We start from the raw sequence: 18,260 nt of genomic DNA, 5'->3' as shown, positions 1-18,260 counted from the left end.
TCACACCGAGGACTGAGCGACGCCGGGGGTCACCTTCACCGCGTCGCGGCAGGAGTCCAGGAAGGACTCGGCCTGCGGCAGTACCACCGCCGCCGACCGCACCCTCTGGTGCGCCGGATCCACACCGGGCGGCGTGACGCCCTCGTCCCGCAGCGCGATGGCGGCCTTGCGCAGCTTCTGACGGGCCTTGATGATCCCGCTGTCGGCGGGAACGAGTCGCTCCTTGGAACGGTCGACGATGGGCCCCATGCTCTCCTGGAGGGAGGCGTCCTGCATGGCGATGCCCGCCACGCCGGAATAGGTCTCGCCGCGCTTCTGCGCCTCGCGGTCGATCAGATAGTCGTTGTCCATGTTGGCCGTGGGCCGGTAGGTGCCGGGGATGTTCTTGCTGTGGACGCCGTGGCCGTCGATCATGGCCTGCCGCTCGGTCTCGGTGAGGGCACGCACCGGGTGGTAGTCGAAGGAGTACGTCCAGCAGTTCTCGTCGTCGATCGGCACCCAGAAGTGGCCGTGCACCGGGTGGTCGCCGCGCGGCGGAACCATCGTGAAGGCGGGCATGACCCAGGGCGTGATCCGCCAGTAGTACTCCCCCTCTTCGGCGTTGCGCCGGGCGCCGACGAACAGCCCGCCGTCACTGTCGGCGACCTCGAAGAAGGGCTTGGTGTCCTTCATGTTGTACTCGTTGCCCTTGGCGCCCCTGAACAGGGGGTCGGTCTTCAGCCCGCCGGAGTGCAGGAAGGTGACGTGGCTGGAGTCGATGCCGCCCTCGAAGGCCTGCAGCCAGTTGCACTGCTGCCAGCGCTTGGAGGTGTAGGTCTGCTCGCCCGGAACGTGGACCCATTCGAACTCCGGGAGTGGGGGCCGGGTGGCCGCGTCTCCCATGTGGGTCCACAGGACGTCACCTATCTTCACCAGGGGGTACGACGTCAGCTGGACGTTCTGGCAGAAGCTGCTGTTGTCGGCCTCCGAGGGGACCTCGATGCACTGTCCGGTCACGTCGTACTTCCAGCCGTGGTACGGGCAGCGCAGTCCGGATCCCTCGTTCCGGCCGAACCACAGCGAGGCACCGCGGTGGGCGCAGAACTCGTCGACGAGGCCGTAGCGCCCCTCGCTGTCACGGAAGGCCACCATGCGCTCGGACAGGAGTTTGACGCGTACCGGCGGGCAGTCGTTCTCCGGGAGTTCCTCCGCGAGCAGCGCGGGGATCCAGTACTGTCGGAACAGTTCGCCCATCGGCGTCCCGGGTCCGGTCTGGGTGAGCAGCTCGTTGATGTCTTTTCTGAGCACGGCCATATCCCTTTCAGGTACTGACCCGCCGGCGGGTCGTGGACATCGGTGCTGAGCTCGGTGCGGAACGGTGCGTCGGCTGCCCGGCGCTCAGGCCTGTTCCGGGGGGATGTCGACGATGATCCCGTCGAGTTCCCGGGTGAGACGGATCTGGCACGACAGGCGGCTGGTGTCCCGGCGCTCGGCGACGGCCAGGTCGAGCAGATCGTCCTCCATGTCGCCGGGCGGTCCGACCAGCGGCGCGAACTCCTCGCGCACCCACACATGGCAGGTGGCGCAGGACTGGTTGCCGCCGCATTCGGCGACGATCCCGGGAACGCCGTTCTTCACCGCGGCCGCCATGACCGAGTCCCCGACCGTCGCATCGACGGTGTACTCGGGACCGTCGCTGCCGACGAAGATCACCTTGGGCAAGGTCCCTGTTTCCTCTCGCGATCGGCGGAATCCACTGCGAACGGGCATGCCGCGGGGGCCGCACTCCGTCGGTGGTCTGTCCATTAGACCAGAATGCTCAAAGATGGAACAAGACACAGGACGAGGGATCACAATCGGCGACATGGGGACACTGATCCTGCTTCGCCACGGCGAGAGCGCATGGAACGCCAGGCACCTGTTCACGGGCTGGACCGATGTCGGCCTGACCGCACGCGGAGAACAACAGGCCATGCGATGTGGCGAGTTGTTGCGTGAAGCAGGCCTCGTGCCCGACGCGGTGCACAGCTCGGCCCTGACGCGGGCGACGCGCACCGCGGACCTGGTCGCCCGGAGCGCCGGAGTACGGGGGAAGCGGATCGCCGCGCACTGGCGGCTCAACGAGCGCCATTACGGGGCCCTGCAGGGCCGGGAGAAGAGCGACGTCCTGAAGGAGTTCGGCGAGGAGCGCTTCCGGCTCTGGCGCCGCTCGTACGACGCCGCCCCGCCGCCGGTCGCCGAAGGCGCCCCGGGCGACGTGTCCGACGACCCGCGGTATGCGTACGCACCCCGCACCCTTCTGCCGCGAACCGAGTCGCTCGCCGACGTCACGGCCCGGCTGCTGCCGTACTGGCACGAGGCCGTCGTACCGGATCTGCGTGCGGGCCGCACCACGTTGGTCGTCGCGCACAGCAACTCGCTGCGGGCCCTCGTCGCCCACCTGGACCGGATGAGCCGTCAGGAGGTGCCGGGCCTCAACATCCCCACGGCCATGCCCCTGCGGTACGACCTCGGCGAGGACCTGGCACCGCTCGTACGGGGCGGCCGCTACCTGGACCCCCCGGCCGCCGCGGCGGCGGCCGCGGAAGTGGCCGCAGAGGGATTCCGATCATCGCGCGCGACTCGTTGACGCCCTCCAGTAGTGGACTTATGGTTCTACCAATCCACACCCCTTATTTCCCTGTCAGCGCACGTCATGTCGCAAGAGCCGACCAGGAAGGGCCGCCGAATGGCCAAGGATGCGCTCGTCAACGACTCCCTGGCGGCGAAGTTCGCCACGGAGAAGGAATCCCCCTACACCCGCTGGGTCGCCGCCGAAGGGCTCGACATCATCGCGGCCCACTACATCCCCGATCTGCGCACCGTCGAGCTGAAGCCATGGGAACGGCGCGGCGGCCGGGGCGTCTTCATCAACCACGAGGCCACCCGCACCTCCAACGACTGCTACGTCTGCGAGATCCCGGCCGGCGGCGCGCTCGCCCCGCAGCGGCAGCTGTTCGAGGAGATGATCCTGGTTCTCGACGGGCAGGGGTCGACCAAGGTCTGGAACGACTCCGGCGCCGAAGTGACCTTCGAGTGGCAGGCCGGCTCGATCTTCGCCATTCCGCTCAACGCCCACCACCAGCACTTCAACGGCTCCGGCCGCAAGGCGGCACGCTTCGTCTCCTCGACGAACCTGCCTCCCGTCATCAACCTCTACGGGGACCCGGACTTCGTCTTCGACACCCCGAGGGACTTCCGGGACCGCTTCAACGGCGAGCCCGACTATTTCTCCCCCAGGGGCGAACAGAAGGGCCTGCTCCTCGACACCAACTTCGTCGCGGACGCCGTCAACCTTCCGCTGATCGAGGCGAAGGAGCGGGGCGCGGGCGGTGGACACATCCGCTTCGCGATGGCCAAGGGGTCGATGAACAGTCACATCTCACAATTCCCCACGGCGACGTACAAGAAGGGGCACCGGCACGGGCCCGGCGCTCACGTCATCATCCTCTCCGGTGAGGGCTACAGCCTCATGTGGCCGGAGGGCGAGGAGCCGCGCCGCTACGAGTGGGGGCCGGGCACGCTGATCGTCCCGCCGAACATGTGGTTCCACCAGCACTTCAACACCGGCACCGAACCGAGCCGCTATCTCGCCTTCAAGCACGAGGTCGTATCCGTGCGCAATGCGCAGGGCGTGCCCAAGGCCTGGATCAGCCGGCGCATCGGCGGCGACCAGATCGACTACGCCGACGAGTCGCCCTATGTGCGCGAGACGTTCCGGGAGGCTCTGGCCAAGCACGGGATGGAGCCCAGGATGAACGCCGTCTACGAAGCCGAGCTCGCCACGCTCCCGCCCAGCCCGGAGCAGCCGGCCACCGTCTGACACAGGAAGTCGACGTCCGTTAAGGAGCGGGAACCGTGCGGCAGGCCGAAGACCACAACCATGACGACGGGGTGCACACGGTTCATTCGGCGTACCTCCCCGACCACGACCATGTGCACGACGACGACGTGGCCGGAGCACTCGAGGACAACCCGATCTGGCAGCAGGACAACGTCACCCTGCACAGCGTGGGTATCGACATCGGTTCCTCCGGCACCCAGGTCGTCTTCTCCCGCCTGCATCTACGGCGCATCGGCGAGGACCTGACGAGCCGGTACCTCGTGGTGCGGCGGGAGACCCTCCACCGCTCCCCGGTGGAACTCACGCCCTACGCGAGCGACGAGTACATCGACGCCGAAGCCCTCGGCGCGATCATCGACGTGGCGTACAAGGAGGCGGACGCCGGCCCGGCCGACATCGACACCGGTGTCGTGATCCTCACCGGCGAGGCGCTGCGGCGGCGCAACGCGGAGGTGATCGCCGCCATCCTCGCCGAGCGCGGGGGCGAGCTGGTCAACGCGAGCGCGGGCCACCATATGGAGGCCATGCTGGCCGCCTACGGATCGGGCGCCGCCAAGGCGTCGTACGACACCGGGCGGCGCATCCTCAACGTCGACATAGGCGGCGGGACCACCAAGCTCGCCGTGCTGGACCGGGGACGGGTCATGGCCACCGCCGCCGTGCACATCGGCGGCAGACTCCAGGTGGTCGACGCCGCGGGGCGTATCGTCCGGCTCGATCCGGCCGGTCGTGTGCACGCCGAGAGAGCCGGGTTCACGGGCTGGAGGCCCGGTGACACCGTCCGGGGCGACGAACTGGACCGGGTGGCGGAGGTGATGGCGGACGCACTGGTGCAGGCCGTCACCGCCGCTGCGCCTCCCGAGCACGTCCGGACGCTCTTCCTCACGGAGCCGCTGCCCGGACTCGAGCCCGTCGACGGGGTGATGTTCTCGGGCGGGGTCGCCGAGTACGTCTACGACAGGGAGCGTACGGACTTCGGAGACCTCGGTCGCCGACTGGGACGCGCGCTGCGCCGGCGGCTGGACGACGGTGCGCTGTCGTATCCCTTGCTTCCGCCGGGCGAGTGCATCCGCGCGACGGCGGTGGGCGCATCGGAGTACAGCGTCCAGCTGAGCGGCAACACCGGGTTCGTCTCCGACCCCGACGCATTGCTGCCGCGCCGCAATCTGCAGGTGCTCAGGCCGTCGTACGAGCTCGGCGAGAGGCTCGACGCCGGTGCGGTGGAGTCGGCGATCCGACGGCATCTGGTCGCCCTCGACGTGGCGCAGACGGGTGCGGACATCGCCCTCGCCCTGACGTGGAGCGGGCCGCCGAACTATGAGCGGCTGCTGCCCTTCGCGCGGGGCATCCGGGACGCGCTCGACGAACGGCTCGCGCAGGGAAGACCGTTGTACATCGTGCTCGACGGCGACGTGGCACTCACCCTCGGCAGGCTGCTGCGCGACGAACTGGAGGTCACCGCCGATCTGCTCGTCATCGACGGGCTGAGTCTGCGGGACTTCGACTACGTCGACATCGGACGGGTGCGCTTCCCGTCCCGCACGGTGCCGGTCACGATCAAGTCGCTCGTCTTCGGGCGGGATCCCGGCCGACATCCCGCCTCCACCTGACACAGGGCCCACGGGTGTGAACCCCTCGTCCCCGGGCCGTAACAATAGAGTAAAACTCTTGTCCGATGGTTAGACCATAAGACCGAGCCTGCTGTTTTATGCAGGGACCCGGCACTCGGACGGACGCGAACCGCAGCCGCATGCCGCCCCGCCGACGACTCACCACCCCGCCGTCGTCGCGACCGCACCGCTCCCCCACACTCTGTGCCCTTCCCGTCCGCCCTCGAGCCATCCGCCTCGTCCAAGGAGTGTGCGATGCGTCAAGGTGCTCTCCCCGTCGGCCTTCTGGTCGGCGGCCTCCTCCTCACCGGCTGCGGCGCCTCGCCGACGACGGGAACCGCCGGCGCCGCCCCCGACAAAAACCCCTACGCCGCGTACGAGTCCCTCACCGGCAAGGAGCGCACGGACAAGCTGCTCGCCGACGCCAAGAGCGAGGGCGGCGTACTGGACCTGTACACCTCCAACACCGACATCCAGGACCTCGTCGACGGGTTCCAGAAGGCGTACCCCGGAATCAAGGTCCACGCCTTCCGGGCCAACTCCGAGACAGTTCTGCAGCGTGCGCTGCAGGAGAACCAGGCGAACAAGCCGCAGAACGACGTCATGGACACCAACGACCTCGAACTGCGGGCCCTGGACGGCCAGCACCTGCTCCACGCCTACAAGGGACCTGCGGAAGCGGGTCTCAAGGACACCGCGAAGAACCTCGGCGGATGGACGGCCGAACGTTTCAACGCCTTCGTCGTCGGCTGGAACACCGACAAGGTCAAGGCGGGCCAGGAACCGACGGACTTCGCCGACTTCGCCGACCCGAAGTGGAAGGGCAAGCTCTCCGTCGAGGTCGGCGACTGGGACTGGTACGCGTCGATGCACACGTACCTGACCGAGGAGAAGGGCATGAGCGCCTCCGCCGTGGACGCCCTGTTCACGAAGATCGCCGCGAACGTCAAGGTCGTCAAGGGCCACACTGTGCAGGGTGAATTGCTCAGTGCCGGCCAGTTCGCCGTGGCCCTCTCGGTCTACAGCCATACCGTCGACAAGGCGGCCAAGAAGGGCGCGCCCGTGACCTGGCGGCCCGCCGTCGAGCCGGTGATCCTCCGCCCCAACGGCGTGGCGCTGATGGCCCGCCCACGTCACCCGGCCGCGGCACTGCTGTGGACCGACTGGGTGCTCACCGGGGGCCAGAAGATCATCGCCGAGTCGCTGCGGATCCCGGCGGCCAAGAGCGTGCCCGGCTACAAGGACCCGATCCCGGCCGGCACCACCACCTACAGCCTGTCGAAGACCGCCGAGACCGACACCAAGAAGTGGAACACCGCCTACGACGCGCTGCTGCGCGGCGTCCCCACGGCGGGCTGACCGCATTCCCCCTTCACGCCCTTCTCCAGGAGAGCACCGCATGAGGACCCGTACCACCACCCTCGCCCTGGCCGGACTATTGGTCGCGGCCGTCACCACCGGATGCGGCAGCGCCGTCACCACGGCGTCCAACGCCAAGGCCGACGGCACCTACGCGCAGATCGCCGCCCTCCCCAAGGACCAACAGGTCGCCAAAGCCAAGGAACTCGCCCAGAAGGAGGGCAGAACTCTCTCCGTGTACACCTCGATGACCGCGGACATCGCGACCCCGATCGCGCAGGCCTTCGAGAAGCAGTACGGCATCCACGTCAGTGTCTTCCGCGGCAACTCCGAGACTGTCCTGCAGCGGGCCCTGCAGGAGGCGCAGGCCGGCAAGGCCGGCGCCGACGCGGTGGAGACCAACTTCCTGGAGATGACGGCCCTGTCCGACAACAACCTCCTGGCGGACTTCAACGGCTCCGCGCTCGACAAGGTGGAGTCGGCCGGCAAGTTCACGCACTGGACGGCGAGCCGGCTCAACGTCTTCCAGCCCGCGTGGAACACCGACCTGATCAAGCCCGCCGACGAGCCGCACAGCTGGGAGGATCTCGCCTTGCCCAAGTACAAGGGCAAGCTCACCCTCGAGGTCAGCGACAGCGACTGGTTCGAGAACGTCACCGAGTACTGGCTGGATCACGGCAAGTCGCAGACGCAGGTGGACGCGCTGTGGAAGGGCATCGTCGCCAACTCCAAGGTGTCCAAAGGCCACACGACGATGATGCAGTTCCTCTCCGCCGGCCAGTCGCCGATGGAGGCGATGAACTACACCTACATCACGGACCGCGCCGCCGAAAAGGGCGCCCCCGTCACCCACCTGCCCCAGGGTGGGGTGTCGAAGATACCCGCCTTCGCCCGGCCCAACGGTGTCGGCATGATCAAGAACGCAAAACATCCGGCCGGCGCCTGGCTCTTCTACAACTGGCTGCTGACCGACGGCCAGAAGGAACTCGTCAAGCTCGGGCTCACGCCGTCGACGAAGGTCCCCGGGGACAAGAGCCTCACCGGCCTCACTCTCGTCCCCTTCGACGTCAAGGGCCTCAGCAAGGACGACGGCTCCTGGGACAAGAAGTACGACGCGCTGCTGCGCGGCGCCGCCACGACGGGGAGCTGACCATCGATGACCCTCGCACCCACGTCTACGACCGCTCGGGACGACGATCCCGAAGCCCGGCCCGGACCCGCGCCGCAGCCCGCGGAGGGCCGCCGGGCGGACCGACTTCTGCGCATGCTGCGGCGCCCGCTGTCCCTTCAGGGCCTGCTGGTCGGCGGCGCGGTCGTCGTGGTCGGATACCTGGCGATCGTGCCCCTGGGCTACCTGGTCCACGACACCTTCCTCAGCGCCGACGGCAGCGGTCTCTCCTTCAACGCGTTCGCTCGGGCCTACGGCGGCAACTCGCAGTCCGCCGAGATGATGCTCAACTCGCTCTGGTTCGCGCTGGGTTCGGCCGCGCTCGCGCTCATCCTCGGCACGGCCCTGGCGTATGTGCAGGTACGGACGGACACCCCCTTCAAGGGACTCTTCTTCGCGGCGTCGCTCGTGCCGCTCATCGTGCCCGGCATCCTGTACGCGACCTCGTGGATCTTCCTCGGTGATCCGTCGAGCGGGCTTCTCAACTCCCTGGTCTTCAAACCCCTCTTCGACTCCTCCCCCATCAACATCTACAGCGTCTGGGGCATGATCTGGGTGCAGGGGCTACACCTCGCGCCGGTGGCGTTCCTGCTGATGGTGGCCGCCTTCCGGGCGATGGATCCCTCGCTCGAAGAGTCGGCCGCCATGTCGGGGGCGAACCGGTTCACGGTCCTGCGGCGAGTCACGGTTCCCCTGCTGCGGCCCGCGATGATCTCCGCGGCACTGCTGATGTTCGTGCAATCCCTGGAGAGTTTCGAGGTGCCGGGACTGCTCGGACTGCAGAACGGCATCTACGTGTTCACGAGCCGGATCTACTTCGTCCTGCGGGCCTACCCCATCGACTACGGTGCCGCAGGCGCCTACGCCATCGGACTGCTGGTGATCGCGGCGGTCGGAGTGCTGGTCTCCAGCTGGCTCCAGCGCTCCTCGCGCAACTTCCAGACGGTGACGGGCAAGGCGTTCCGGCCGCGCCCGGTCGAGCTGGGCCGGGCGCGGCCGTACGTCGGAGCCGGAGTGATCCTCTACTTCCTGCTCACGGTGGTCCTGCCGGTCGCCGTCCTCGTCTACGCCTCGCTGCTCAAGTACTACGCCGCACCGACCCGCAAGACCCTCAGCCAGATGAGCTTCGACAACTACCGTGCCGTCTTCGACATGCCGCTGGCGTTCACGGCGCTCAAGAACTCGCTCATCGTGGGAGTGGGCGCCGCGACTGCGGTGATGATCCTCACCGCGATCGTCGCCTGGGTGGTATTGCGTACCAGGGCCCCGGGGCGACGGCTGCTCGACCTGCTGGCCTTCACCCCCATCGTGATCCCCGGACTCGTCCTCGGTCTCGCGCTGTCGTTCGTCTATCTGCGGATGTCGCTGCCGATCTACGGCACGCTGCTCATCCTTCTGGTGTCGTACTGCACGCGTTACCTGCCGTACGGCATGCGCTACTCCTCGTCCGCGATGGCGCAGATGTCACCCGAGCTCGAGGAGTCGGCCGCGGTGTCCGGCGCCTCGTGGTTCCAGACCTTCCGCCGCGTGCTGTTGCCGCTGATGAGCGGCGGCATCCTGGCCGGCTGGGTCTACATCCTGGTCGTCTCCTTCCGCGAACTGTCCAGCACCATCCTTCTGTACAGCCCCGGCAAAGAGGTGCTGTCGGTGCTGATCTGGGAGCAGTTCGAGAACGGCCAGTTCACCACCTTGGCCGCCCTGGGCGTCTGCATGGTCGTTCTGCTCGTCGTCCTCGTCTCCGTTGCCTACCGCCTGGGTGCCCGTTTCGGGCTGCAGAGCGACTCCGCGAACTGATCGAAGGGACCTTCAGCGATGTTGACGGTCGAATCCCTCAAGAAGAGTTACGACGACACGGCCGGGCGTGCCTCCAGGCGTCGGTCCGACGCGGGCACGCGTGTGTTCGCCGTCGGCGGGGTCGATTTCGAGGTGCACGACGGCGAGCTGTTCACGCTGCTCGGCCCCTCCGGCTGTGGAAAGACCACCACTCTGCGCTCCGTGGCGGGCCTGGAGCGCCCGACGGAGGGCCGGGTGACACTGGGCGGACGCGTGCTGTTCGACTCCCAAAACGGCGTCAACATGCGCGCCAACCAGCGCGGGCTCGGCATGGTCTTCCAGTCGTACGCCATCTGGCCGCACATGTCGGTCTTCAAGAACGCGTCGTTCCCGCTGGAGGTGATGCCCCGCACCAAGCGCCCCGGCCGCAAGGAGATCGAGGAGCGCGTCGGGCAGGTCCTCGAGGTCACGGAGCTCGGTGCCTACGCCTCCCGGGCCGCCACCAAGCTCTCCGGCGGCCAGCAGCAGCGCCTGGCTCTGGCCCGCGCCCTGGTGACCAGGCCCGAGCTGATGCTGCTGGACGAACCGCTGTCCAATCTGGACGCCAAGCTGCGCGAGAGCATGCGTTTCGAGCTCAAGCGCCTGCAGCGGGAGTTGAACCTCACCGCGATCTACGTGACGCACGACCAGTCCGAGGCGCTGGTGATGTCGAACCGTATCGCGGTGATGAACCAGGGGCGCATCGAGCAGATCGGAAAGCCCCGCGAGATCTACACCAAGCCGGCCACGCGATTCGTCGCCGAGTTCATCGGCACCTCCAACTTCGTCGAGGCGAAGGTCGTCTCGGTCTCGGGCGGCGAGGTGCAGGTGGACGCGGCACAGGGCCGCCTCGTGGCCCGCGGGGTGGAGGCGCCGCCCGCGGTCGGTGACACGGTGCTCATCTCGATCCGGCCCGAGTGCATCGATCTGTCCCGCGAGCGGCGGGGTGACGTGCCCAACGAGTGGTCGGGCACGGTCCTCACCCGCGCCTTCATGGGCGACGTCGTCGACCACATCGTGGGCGTCGGCGACCTGGAGATCCGCAACCGGTCCAACCCCAACCTGTCGATCCCGCCGGGCACCGAAGTGCACTTCTCGGTCGCCCCGGACAAGGTGACCCTCGTCCCGGTCGACTGACCGATGGCGATACCCCAGGTACTGCGCAACCGGGACTTCGACCTCTACTGGGGCGGCGTCGTCCTCTCCCAGATCGGGACCAGGGGCGCCGTCGCCGCCAACCTCTACCAGGTCTACCAACTCACCGGCTCGACCGCTCAGGTGGGACTCGTCGGCCTCGCCCAGGCGGTGGCCCTGCTGGTGCTGTCGCCGGTCGGCGGGATCTACGCCGACCGGCTGGACCGCCGCCGCCTGTTGCAGGTCACTCAGGGCGTCGCGCTGCTGGTGTCGGCGGGGCTCGCCGCGGTCACCCTGGCGGGCGCAGCCACGGTGTGGTCGGTCGTGGTCACGTCGCTGCTGGCGACGGCGGCCGCGACATTCGACCAGCCCGCCCGGCAGGCCCTGATCCCCGCGATGGTGCCGCGCGAACGGCTCGTCGAGGCGTTCGCGCTGCTCAACCCGTCTCGGGAACTGGCCATCCTGGTGGGCCCCGCGTTCGCGGGCGTGCTGATCGCCATCGGCGGCCCGGGGGCGGTGTATGTCTTCGACGCGGTCACCTACGCGGTGCTCGTCGTCGTCCTCGCCCTGCTGCGGGTACCTGCGCTGGCGGGTGGCGGCGAGCGGCGGTCGCTGCTGGGGAGCCTGCGTGAGGGCGTACGGTATGTGGCCGACCGGCCCGTGGTCTGGCAGTTGATGGGCCTGGACATGACCGCCACGGTGTTCGGCGCCTACCGGGTGCTGCTGCCCGCCTTCGCCGCGGACGTCCTGCACGTGGGCGCCACCGGCTACGGGCTGCTGTCCGCGGCCCCCTCGGCCGGCGCGCTGATCGGCTCGGTCTGGGTGTTCCGGCTGGTGCGCACGGCGCGCGCCGGCCGGATCGTGCTCTGGGGCACGGCTGCGTACGGTCTGGCCGTCGTGGGCCTGGCCCAGTCGCGCACCTTCCCGGTGGCGATCGCCATGGCCCTCGCCCTGGGGGCCGCGGACGCGGTCGCGACCACCGTCCGGCATGCCGCTGTCCAGGTGGAGACGCCCGACGAGCTGCGCGGCCGGGTCTCCGCCATCTACCAGATGTGTTCGCGCGGCGGCCCGGCGATCGGCGACTCGGTGATGGGCCTGGCCGCCGGCGCCCTCGGCCCGGTCCTGGCCCTGACCCTCGGCGGTCTGGTGCCGGCCGCCGTGTCGGGCGCGAGCGCGGCCCGCAGCCGCACGGTACGCGAGTACAGCGTGCCCACGGCTCAGCCGGCCACCTCCTGATCCTCCGACTCCGTGTGTATTTCGTCCTGTTGGGAGACACGTTTGAGTACGCACACCACGACCGAGGTCACTCACTACCACGTACAGAAGCGTCGACGAGCCGCCTTCATCGACAAGTGGCGGAAGAACCAGCGCACCGTCGTCCCCCTCGAGGACGTCGAGATGCACCCCACCGCGCGGGGCAGCCGCGTGGGCGTCTACGTCGGAGCCGACGGTGACCGGCCGACCCGCACGATGGACGCCCTGGCCCATGAACTGAACCCCGGGACCGTGACGACGCTGCACCGGCACTCGTGGGACGCCATGGTGTTCGTGGCGGCCGGCTGGGGCTGGACCGAGATCGACGGCAAGCGCATCGACTGGGGGCCGGGCGACTCGCTGCATCTGCCGGCCTGGTCCTGGCACCGCAGCGGCAACGACGGCGACACCACGACGCGCTACCTCACCTTCTCCAGCGGGCCGCTGCTGGAGACGATGGGCATGGCCGTCCTCGAGGAAGCGGGCCACACCCCCGTGTCCGAACTGCCGCCGCGCCCGCCGTTCTCGCCAGGCCGTGACGGTGCCGACCCGTACGCGACGCGGCTTCGGCGGCTCGCCCGCGACCAGGAGGCGCGCCGCTCGGGCCGACTGCACACCAGCTGGGACGAGCTGGAGCTGCGCAACACCCCGCGCGGCACCCGCACCACGTTCCTGCTGGACCGTGCCATCGGCTACCAGGCCTCCGGCATCACGATGGCGATGTTCGAGATCGGCCCGGGCCGGGCCCAGTCGATGCACCGGCATCCCGGCGAGGCGTGGCTGTACGTCGTCGAGGGCAGCGGCGAGAGCTATCTGGGAAGCGAGCCGGAAGGCGGCGAGCTGCACCCGTGGAAGAAGGGCGACATCATCGTCGTCGACCACTTCCTGTGGCACCAGCACATCAACTCCGCAACGGACCGCACCGCCAAGGTGGTACGCATCCATATGTTCGACAGCCTGCTGGAGACGATGCGCGCCCTGTGCGATCCGCTGGTGCTGTTCGAGGAGCCGCCGGAGCACATCCGGGACGCACAGGCCGGCGACCCCTCGACCGTCCAGTGGCCGGCGCTCACGCGCCCCACATGGCCGTGAACGGGAGCCACAAGCGGTGAGCACCGCATTGCCGCACGGCGTCGCCGGGATCCATGCGCTTCCCGCCGACCACCACGACGGGCCCTGGGACTCAGTGATCATCGGCCCACGGGTCAAGGAGAGGCTGCTCGCGACCGCCGTCCTCGTGCTCCGGCACGGGCGGCGGCTCGCGGGTTCGCCCGTGGCACCGCACGGCCTGGTGGTGCTGGCCGGACCGCCCGGGACCGGCAAGACGACGCTGGCCCAGGGGCTCGCGCAGGCGGCCGCCCGCACGCTGGCCCCGCACGGCGCGACGACGCTCGTCGAGATCGATCCGCATGCCTTTCCCAGTGAGATGCTGGGCGAGAGCCAGCGCGCCGTCTCCCGGCTGTTCCGCGAGACGCTGCCGGAGCTGGCCGCACGCCGGCCCCACACCCTGGTCCTCGTCGACGAGGTCGAGGCGCTCGCGGTACGGCGCCATGCGGCGTCCTTCGACACCAACCCGGTCGACGTGCACCGGGCCACGGACGCCGTGCTCAGTGGTCTGGACACGCTGCGGGCCCAGCGCCCCGGTACCCTGCTCGTCGTCACGACGAACTTCGCGGAGGCCGTCGACGAGGCGTTCCTCTCCCGCGCCGACCTCGTCGTGCACACCGAACTGCCCGACGAGTGGGTGGTCCCGCTGATCGTGGCGGACTCACTGCGCGGTCTGGCGGCGCAGTGGCCCGAACTGGCCACGCTGGCCGAGGACACGGCGGTGCACCAGCGCGTGGGCAAACTCCTGACCGGCCTGGACGGCCGCCGGATCCGTAAGACCGTGCACGGGGCACTGGCACTGCGCCTGGAGACTGCCCGGGAGCCGGCCCTGTTGAGCGTCGACGACCTGGTCACCGCCGCGGAGGAGGCCGCGACGGCGCGCCCGTGACACGGCATGACTTCGGCCCCACACCCAGTGGCACGGTGTGGGGCCGAAGCGTTTTGGTCCGTCAGACGTTCTGCGCCGCCTGGTACCCGGGAGCGTCCTCCATGAAGTGCACCGTGTCGTACCCGAGGTGCTTGAAGACGCGGTTCTGCGCCGACAGCAGCCGCAGGGGCGTGCCGTCGTAGGAAAAGAGCTGGCACACGTGGTTCTGCGGCACGTACAGCGTGTCGCCCTTGGTGATCTCGTGCCGGGTCGGCTCCAGGGCGACCCGCGCGTAGTACTTCTCCGCGATCTCCGCCTCGACCTCCCACTGGAGGGCGTACCCGCTGCCGTCGAGCACGTAGTACACCTCGTCGGCCATCTTCCAGTACTTGCCCGAGCGGCTGCCGGCGGGGATGTCGAGCTCGAAGGCGTCGATGGAGAAGATGCGGGCGTCGGTGCGTTCCGGCGAGGACATCACCCGGACGCGGCCGAGGGGGGTGTTCTCCCAGGTGGTGTCGGCCAGGGAGATGACCTTCTTGCGGTCCGCGACGCCGGGTGTCCAGATCCGGGACCAGTCCTCACGGGGCCCGAACTCGGCCTCGTGCTCGACCGGACCGCTGCGACCCTGCTGCCACAGGCCCATGAACATCCAGGTGCTCTTGGCCTTCACCACCAGCGCGGTGGCGGTCTCGTCGTAGGGGTTGAAGTGGCGGTGCACCGAGTCGGTGTGGACGAAGACGAGGTCGTCCTTGGTCCAGTCGTAGCGCTGGTCGTCGTGGATCTCGTAGCCCCGGCCCTGGAGGATGTAGAAGGCCGCCTCGTTCTGGTGACCGTGCCCGTGGTTGCTGGACTGGGGCGGCAGTTCGACGAAGTGGACCTGGATCGTCTGGGTGAGGAAGTCCTCGTCCCCGGGGCCGACCCGCCACCACGTCCGGGACTTCTCGCTGTCGCCCGAGTGCGCCACCTTCGCGTCGTCGACGACCACGGAGTCGTCGCGGACCCGCTGGACGGCGAGCTGCCTGCGGCGGTACTCACCGAGCCCGTACGTCTCCGAGGTCAGGCCGCGGACGAAGACTCGTCCCTTCTTGCCCATGGTGCCTCCTGTGATGACCGAAGCTATCTAATCACCTTATGGTCTAACCATAATGCCTTCACTGGGGGCACAAAAGAGCCCCGGGCCCAACAGGACCCGGGGCACGGCACTTTCAGGATCACCCGCGCCGACTGTCGCCCTTCACTCTGGACGCGGTCCGCTGCAGGTGTGTGCGCATGATCTCCGTCGCGGCCTCGGCATCACGCGCCGCGATCGCCTCGACGAACTTGCGGTGCTCCTTCGATCCGCGGTGACCCATCTGCGGCTCGATGCTCTGTGCCTCACGCAGGCTCATCAGCAGCGGGCCGTGGAAGGACTGGACGAGCATCTCGATCGCGCCGTTGTGCGTGCAGGCGGCGACACGGGTATGGAAGTCCGCCGACATCTCCATGTCGTACGTGCCCTGCTTGACGGCCTCCGCATGCTCGTCGCACAGGGCGCGGAGTGCGTCGAGGTCCTCTTCCGTGGCGCGCTCGATGATGAGGGGCACGATGCCGAGCTCGAAGACGAGGCGGGCCTCGGTGACCTCGGTGGCGGTCAGCGGCGACAGCGACAGCAGGTCGGCAAGCCCCTCGCCCACCCGCCGCGACGACGGCGCCGTCACGAACGCGCCGCCTCGGGCACCGAGCCGGATCTCGACGAGCCCGCTGGCCTCCAGGCTGCGCAGCGCCTCACGCACAGTCACACGGCTCACCCCGAACTGCGTGCACAGCTCGCGCTCACTGGGCAGCCGGTCACCGGGCTGCAGGCGCTCCTCCTTCAGGAGCATCCGAATCTGGTCGACGATCAGCTGCGAGACACGGCTCGAGGAGACCGTCTTGAACAGCCCCTCGGCCGGGGCGGCCGCCTTGACGGGGTTCTCGGCTTCGGTCTCAGCACGCTGAGCCTGGCTGGGTCGCGATGGCATGTGCGCATTGTCCCATGACCAGGAGCTTTATTGACGCCCTTCGTCGCAATGGCTTAAAGTCATACCAACAGGCCAATGGAGTTACACATCCAAAGGGGTGGGCGAATCCAGGTGGAGTCCTACGAAGCCCTTCGTGAACGCATTGCCATCGCCTGCCGCGTACTCGCCGTCACCGGCCTCGTCGAACACATCCTGGGCCACGTGAGCGCCCGGACCGGCCCGGACACCCTCCTGATCCGCGGACGCGGACCAGCGGAGCGCGGGCTCGCCTTCACCGTCGTCGACGACGTACAGCAGGTCGGTCTCGACGGCACCGGCTCGACCCCCTCCGGGTGGAAGGCGCCGAGCGAACTGCCCATCCACACCGAGATCCTGCGGTCACGGCCGGAGGTCACGGCCGTGGTACACGCCCATCCGCCCGCCGTGGTCGCGGCGTCCGTGGCAGACCTGCCCTGGCTCCCACTCGTGGGTTCGTACGACATCCCGGCCGCCCGGCTCGCGCACGACGGGATCCCCGTCTGGCCCCGCTCGGCCCTGATCCGCCGCCGTGATCTGGCCGAGAAAATGGCAGACTGCCTCGAGGACCGCCCCGTGGTCGTGCTGCGGGGGCACGGACTTGTGGCTGTCGGCACCGGCGACCCCGCCCACGCCGTCGCGGAAGCCGTCACCCGGGCCCTGGCGGTTGACTCCCTGGCACGCGCGACCCTGACCGTGGCCGCCACCGGCGCACCCCTGCGCCCCATCCCCGACGAGGACATCGACGAACTGCCCGACCTCGGACCGGCGTTCAACGTGTCGGCGATGTGGCGCCACCTCGCGGCCCGGACGGAGCACGAAGGCCCGGACACGCCCTTGCGCCCCTGAACGGCCCGCCTGCCCGGGGCGTCCCCTCCCCCGCACGGTCGAACGGAGGATCATGCTCATCCTGGACAACGGTGTCACGGCCGCCGTGCTCACGATGCCCGATGTGGTGCGCGCCCTCGAGAAGTCGTACCGGGACCTGGCCGCAGGGATCGGCGTGTGCCGTCCGCGCATCGACCTGTCCCTGCCGATGGACGAGGAGCGCGTCTACCAGTGGGGGACGATGGAAGGCGGCTCGGCGCGCAGCGGCTATGCGGCCATCCGAATGAAGTCGGACGTGCTCACGGAGACCGGTCCCCCGGGCCGCCGCACCCAGGAGAAGTACTGCGTACGGCCCGGGATGTTCTGCGGCTTGGTGCTGCTGCTGGACACGCGGACCGGAGAGCCCGTAGCGCTGCTCAACGACGGACTGATGCAGCACCTGCGCGTGGGTGCCGACTCGGCCATCGGCGTACGCCTCGGCGCCCGCGAGGACGCGCGAGTGCTGGGCCTGCTCGGCTCCGGCGGCATGGCGCGCAGCCACATCGAGGCCTTCCTCACCGTCCGCCCCTTGGAGCGGGTCCAGGTCTACAGTCCGACCCGGTCCCACCGTGAGCGTTTCGCCGCGCAGATGCGGGAATTGCACGGCATGGAGGTGGTGGCGGTCGACGAGCCCGAGACAGTCCACCACGGCGCCGACCTGGTGGCCGGCTGCACCGACGCGGTCGGTGACGTCGTCCTGGGCCGCCATCTGCGCCCGGGTACGCACGTCACCTGCATCGGCGGATGCCCGGACGCGCGGGCGCGACAGCGTTTCGACGTGTGGCTTCGGCTCGGCAGCGCCAGCGTGCCGTCGTCGGCGCCTGACTGGGCGACCGACGACGAGTACGTGACCTACCGGGCCCGCCCGGACGCCACGGTCTGGGACCGCCACCACCGCGGCAGGGGATCGCGCCGGCCTCCGAGCGGCACACGGGTGGTCCGCCTCGACGCCGTGCTGGCGGGACGCGCCCGCGCCCGGGACGACGACCGGCAGGTGACGTTCTCGGAACGCGGCAACATCCAGGGAGCTCAGTTCCACGCCCTCGCGGCGATCGTCTACGAGCGGGCCCGAGAGCGTGGCCTGGGCCACGAGATCCCTCGCGAGTGGCTGCTGCAGGACATTCGCGACTGACGGCGGCCGCCCGGAGCCCCTGAGTGTGGCGTCCGGCGGAGCGGCGGCCAGCCGGGTGCCTCGATGGGACAA

General features: G+C 69.1%; 16 protein-coding genes. 12 read left to right on the top strand and 4 right to left on the bottom strand.

All coding sequences use genetic code 11. The annotated features are described in order from the left end of the window. Both VXC91_RS06385 and VXC91_RS06380 read right to left on the bottom strand, forming a co-directional pair. Positions 1–1,293 carry an aromatic ring-hydroxylating dioxygenase subunit alpha gene (locus tag VXC91_RS06385; RefSeq protein WP_329505766.1) on the bottom strand — a complete coding sequence of 431 codons (1,293 nt, stop codon included), beginning with the start codon at positions 1,291–1,293 and terminating at the stop codon, positions 1–3. 84 nt (positions 1,294–1,377) lie between these two features. Beyond that, the gene (locus VXC91_RS06380) at positions 1,378–1,692 is read right to left on the bottom strand and encodes a 2Fe-2S iron-sulfur cluster-binding protein (RefSeq protein ID WP_425578488.1); all 315 of its coding nucleotides are present in this window, start codon (positions 1,690–1,692) and stop codon (positions 1,378–1,380) included. A gap of 151 nt (positions 1,693–1,843) precedes the next feature. On the opposite strand from VXC91_RS06380, the gene VXC91_RS06375 reads away from it, so the two are divergent. From VXC91_RS06375 to VXC91_RS06330, 10 genes are all read left to right on the top strand, one after another. Then, complete coding sequence (locus tag VXC91_RS06375) at positions 1,844–2,608, top strand: 2,3-bisphosphoglycerate-dependent phosphoglycerate mutase (protein WP_329505762.1); 765 nt, start codon at positions 1,844–1,846, stop codon at positions 2,606–2,608. Between the two features lie 99 nt (positions 2,609–2,707). Further along, complete coding sequence (locus tag VXC91_RS06370; RefSeq protein WP_329505760.1) at positions 2,708–3,841, top strand: cupin domain-containing protein; 1,134 nt, start codon at positions 2,708–2,710, stop codon at positions 3,839–3,841. A gap of 35 nt (positions 3,842–3,876) precedes the next feature. After that, positions 3,877–5,472, top strand: a complete 1,596-nt coding sequence (locus VXC91_RS06365; RefSeq protein WP_329505758.1) for an ethanolamine ammonia-lyase reactivating factor EutA — start codon at positions 3,877–3,879, stop codon at positions 5,470–5,472. A gap of 255 nt (positions 5,473–5,727) precedes the next feature. Beyond that, positions 5,728–6,831: an ABC transporter substrate-binding protein gene (locus tag VXC91_RS06360; protein ID WP_329505756.1), complete on the top strand. Its 1,104-nt coding sequence runs from the start codon at positions 5,728–5,730 to the stop codon at positions 6,829–6,831. Positions 6,832–6,871: 40 nt separating this feature from the next. Further along, the gene (locus tag VXC91_RS06355) at positions 6,872–7,981 is read left to right on the top strand and encodes an ABC transporter substrate-binding protein (protein WP_329505754.1); all 1,110 of its coding nucleotides are present in this window, start codon (positions 6,872–6,874) and stop codon (positions 7,979–7,981) included. A gap of 6 nt (positions 7,982–7,987) precedes the next feature. Continuing rightward, a complete protein-coding gene (locus tag VXC91_RS06350; protein WP_329505752.1) occupies positions 7,988–9,793 on the top strand; it encodes an ABC transporter permease in 1,806 nt (601 codons plus the stop codon). An 18-nt stretch (positions 9,794–9,811) separates the two neighbouring features. Further along, positions 9,812–10,948: an ABC transporter ATP-binding protein gene (locus VXC91_RS06345; protein WP_329505750.1), complete on the top strand. Its 1,137-nt coding sequence runs from the start codon at positions 9,812–9,814 to the stop codon at positions 10,946–10,948. A 3-nt stretch (positions 10,949–10,951) separates the two neighbouring features. Further along, entirely contained in the window at positions 10,952–12,181 is a 1,230-nt protein-coding gene (locus VXC91_RS06340; protein WP_329505748.1) for an MFS transporter, read from the top strand. A gap of 42 nt (positions 12,182–12,223) precedes the next feature. Then, positions 12,224–13,291 (top strand): cupin domain-containing protein, encoded by a 1,068-nt coding sequence (locus VXC91_RS06335; protein WP_329505746.1) that lies wholly within the window; start codon positions 12,224–12,226, stop codon positions 13,289–13,291. A gap of 16 nt (positions 13,292–13,307) precedes the next feature. After that, positions 13,308–14,195, top strand: a complete 888-nt coding sequence (locus tag VXC91_RS06330; protein WP_329505744.1) for an AAA family ATPase — start codon at positions 13,308–13,310, stop codon at positions 14,193–14,195. Positions 14,196–14,256: 61 nt separating this feature from the next. On the opposite strand, the gene VXC91_RS06325 is transcribed toward VXC91_RS06330, so the two are convergent. Together VXC91_RS06325 and VXC91_RS06320 are read right to left on the bottom strand one after the other, a co-directional pair. Further along, a complete protein-coding gene (locus tag VXC91_RS06325) occupies positions 14,257–15,267 on the bottom strand; it encodes a cupin domain-containing protein (RefSeq protein ID WP_329505742.1) in 1,011 nt (336 codons plus the stop codon). A gap of 118 nt (positions 15,268–15,385) precedes the next feature. Next, positions 15,386–16,174 carry a FadR/GntR family transcriptional regulator gene (locus VXC91_RS06320; RefSeq protein WP_329505740.1) on the bottom strand — a complete coding sequence of 263 codons (789 nt, stop codon included), beginning with the start codon at positions 16,172–16,174 and terminating at the stop codon, positions 15,386–15,388. Positions 16,175–16,285: 111 nt separating this feature from the next. Between VXC91_RS06320 and VXC91_RS06315 the strand changes: the two genes are divergently transcribed. Then, positions 16,286–17,038 carry a class II aldolase/adducin family protein gene (locus tag VXC91_RS06315; protein WP_329505738.1) on the top strand — a complete coding sequence of 251 codons (753 nt, stop codon included), beginning with the start codon at positions 16,286–16,288 and terminating at the stop codon, positions 17,036–17,038. Positions 17,039–17,090: 52 nt separating this feature from the next. Next, the gene (locus VXC91_RS06310) at positions 17,091–18,188 is read left to right on the top strand and encodes a hypothetical protein (RefSeq protein ID WP_329505736.1); all 1,098 of its coding nucleotides are present in this window, start codon (positions 17,091–17,093) and stop codon (positions 18,186–18,188) included. Positions 18,189–18,260: the final 72 nt, after the last annotated feature.

This window comes from Streptomyces chiangmaiensis (genome assembly GCF_036281785.1).
GTDB lineage: Bacteria > Actinomycetota > Actinomycetes > Streptomycetales > Streptomycetaceae > Streptomyces > Streptomyces chiangmaiensis.
The sequence above is the reverse complement of the archived record's forward strand: the minus strand, read 5'-3'. Positions and strand labels throughout refer to the sequence as shown.

Bases quoted from the DNA above. Each gene is read 5' to 3' on its own strand.
- VXC91_RS06385 (WP_329505766.1), bottom strand. From the start codon at position 1,293: ATGGCCGTGCTCAGAAAAGACATCAACGAGCTGCTCACCCAGACCGGA.
- VXC91_RS06375 (WP_329505762.1), top strand. From the start codon at position 1,844: ATGGGGACACTGATCCTGCTTCGCCACGGCGAGAGCGCATGGAACGCC.
- VXC91_RS06370 (WP_329505760.1), top strand. From the start codon at position 2,708: ATGGCCAAGGATGCGCTCGTCAACGACTCCCTGGCGGCGAAGTTCGCC.
- VXC91_RS06360 (WP_329505756.1), top strand. From the start codon at position 5,728: ATGCGTCAAGGTGCTCTCCCCGTCGGCCTTCTGGTCGGCGGCCTCCTC.
- VXC91_RS06355 (WP_329505754.1), top strand. From the start codon at position 6,872: ATGAGGACCCGTACCACCACCCTCGCCCTGGCCGGACTATTGGTCGCG.
- VXC91_RS06350 (WP_329505752.1), top strand. From the start codon at position 7,988: ATGACCCTCGCACCCACGTCTACGACCGCTCGGGACGACGATCCCGAA.
- VXC91_RS06345 (WP_329505750.1), top strand. From the start codon at position 9,812: ATGTTGACGGTCGAATCCCTCAAGAAGAGTTACGACGACACGGCCGGG.
- VXC91_RS06340 (WP_329505748.1), top strand. From the start codon at position 10,952: ATGGCGATACCCCAGGTACTGCGCAACCGGGACTTCGACCTCTACTGG.
- VXC91_RS06325 (WP_329505742.1), bottom strand. From the start codon at position 15,267: ATGGGCAAGAAGGGACGAGTCTTCGTCCGCGGCCTGACCTCGGAGACG.
- VXC91_RS06320 (WP_329505740.1), bottom strand. From the start codon at position 16,174: ATGCCATCGCGACCCAGCCAGGCTCAGCGTGCTGAGACCGAAGCCGAG.
- VXC91_RS06310 (WP_329505736.1), top strand. From the start codon at position 17,091: ATGCTCATCCTGGACAACGGTGTCACGGCCGCCGTGCTCACGATGCCC.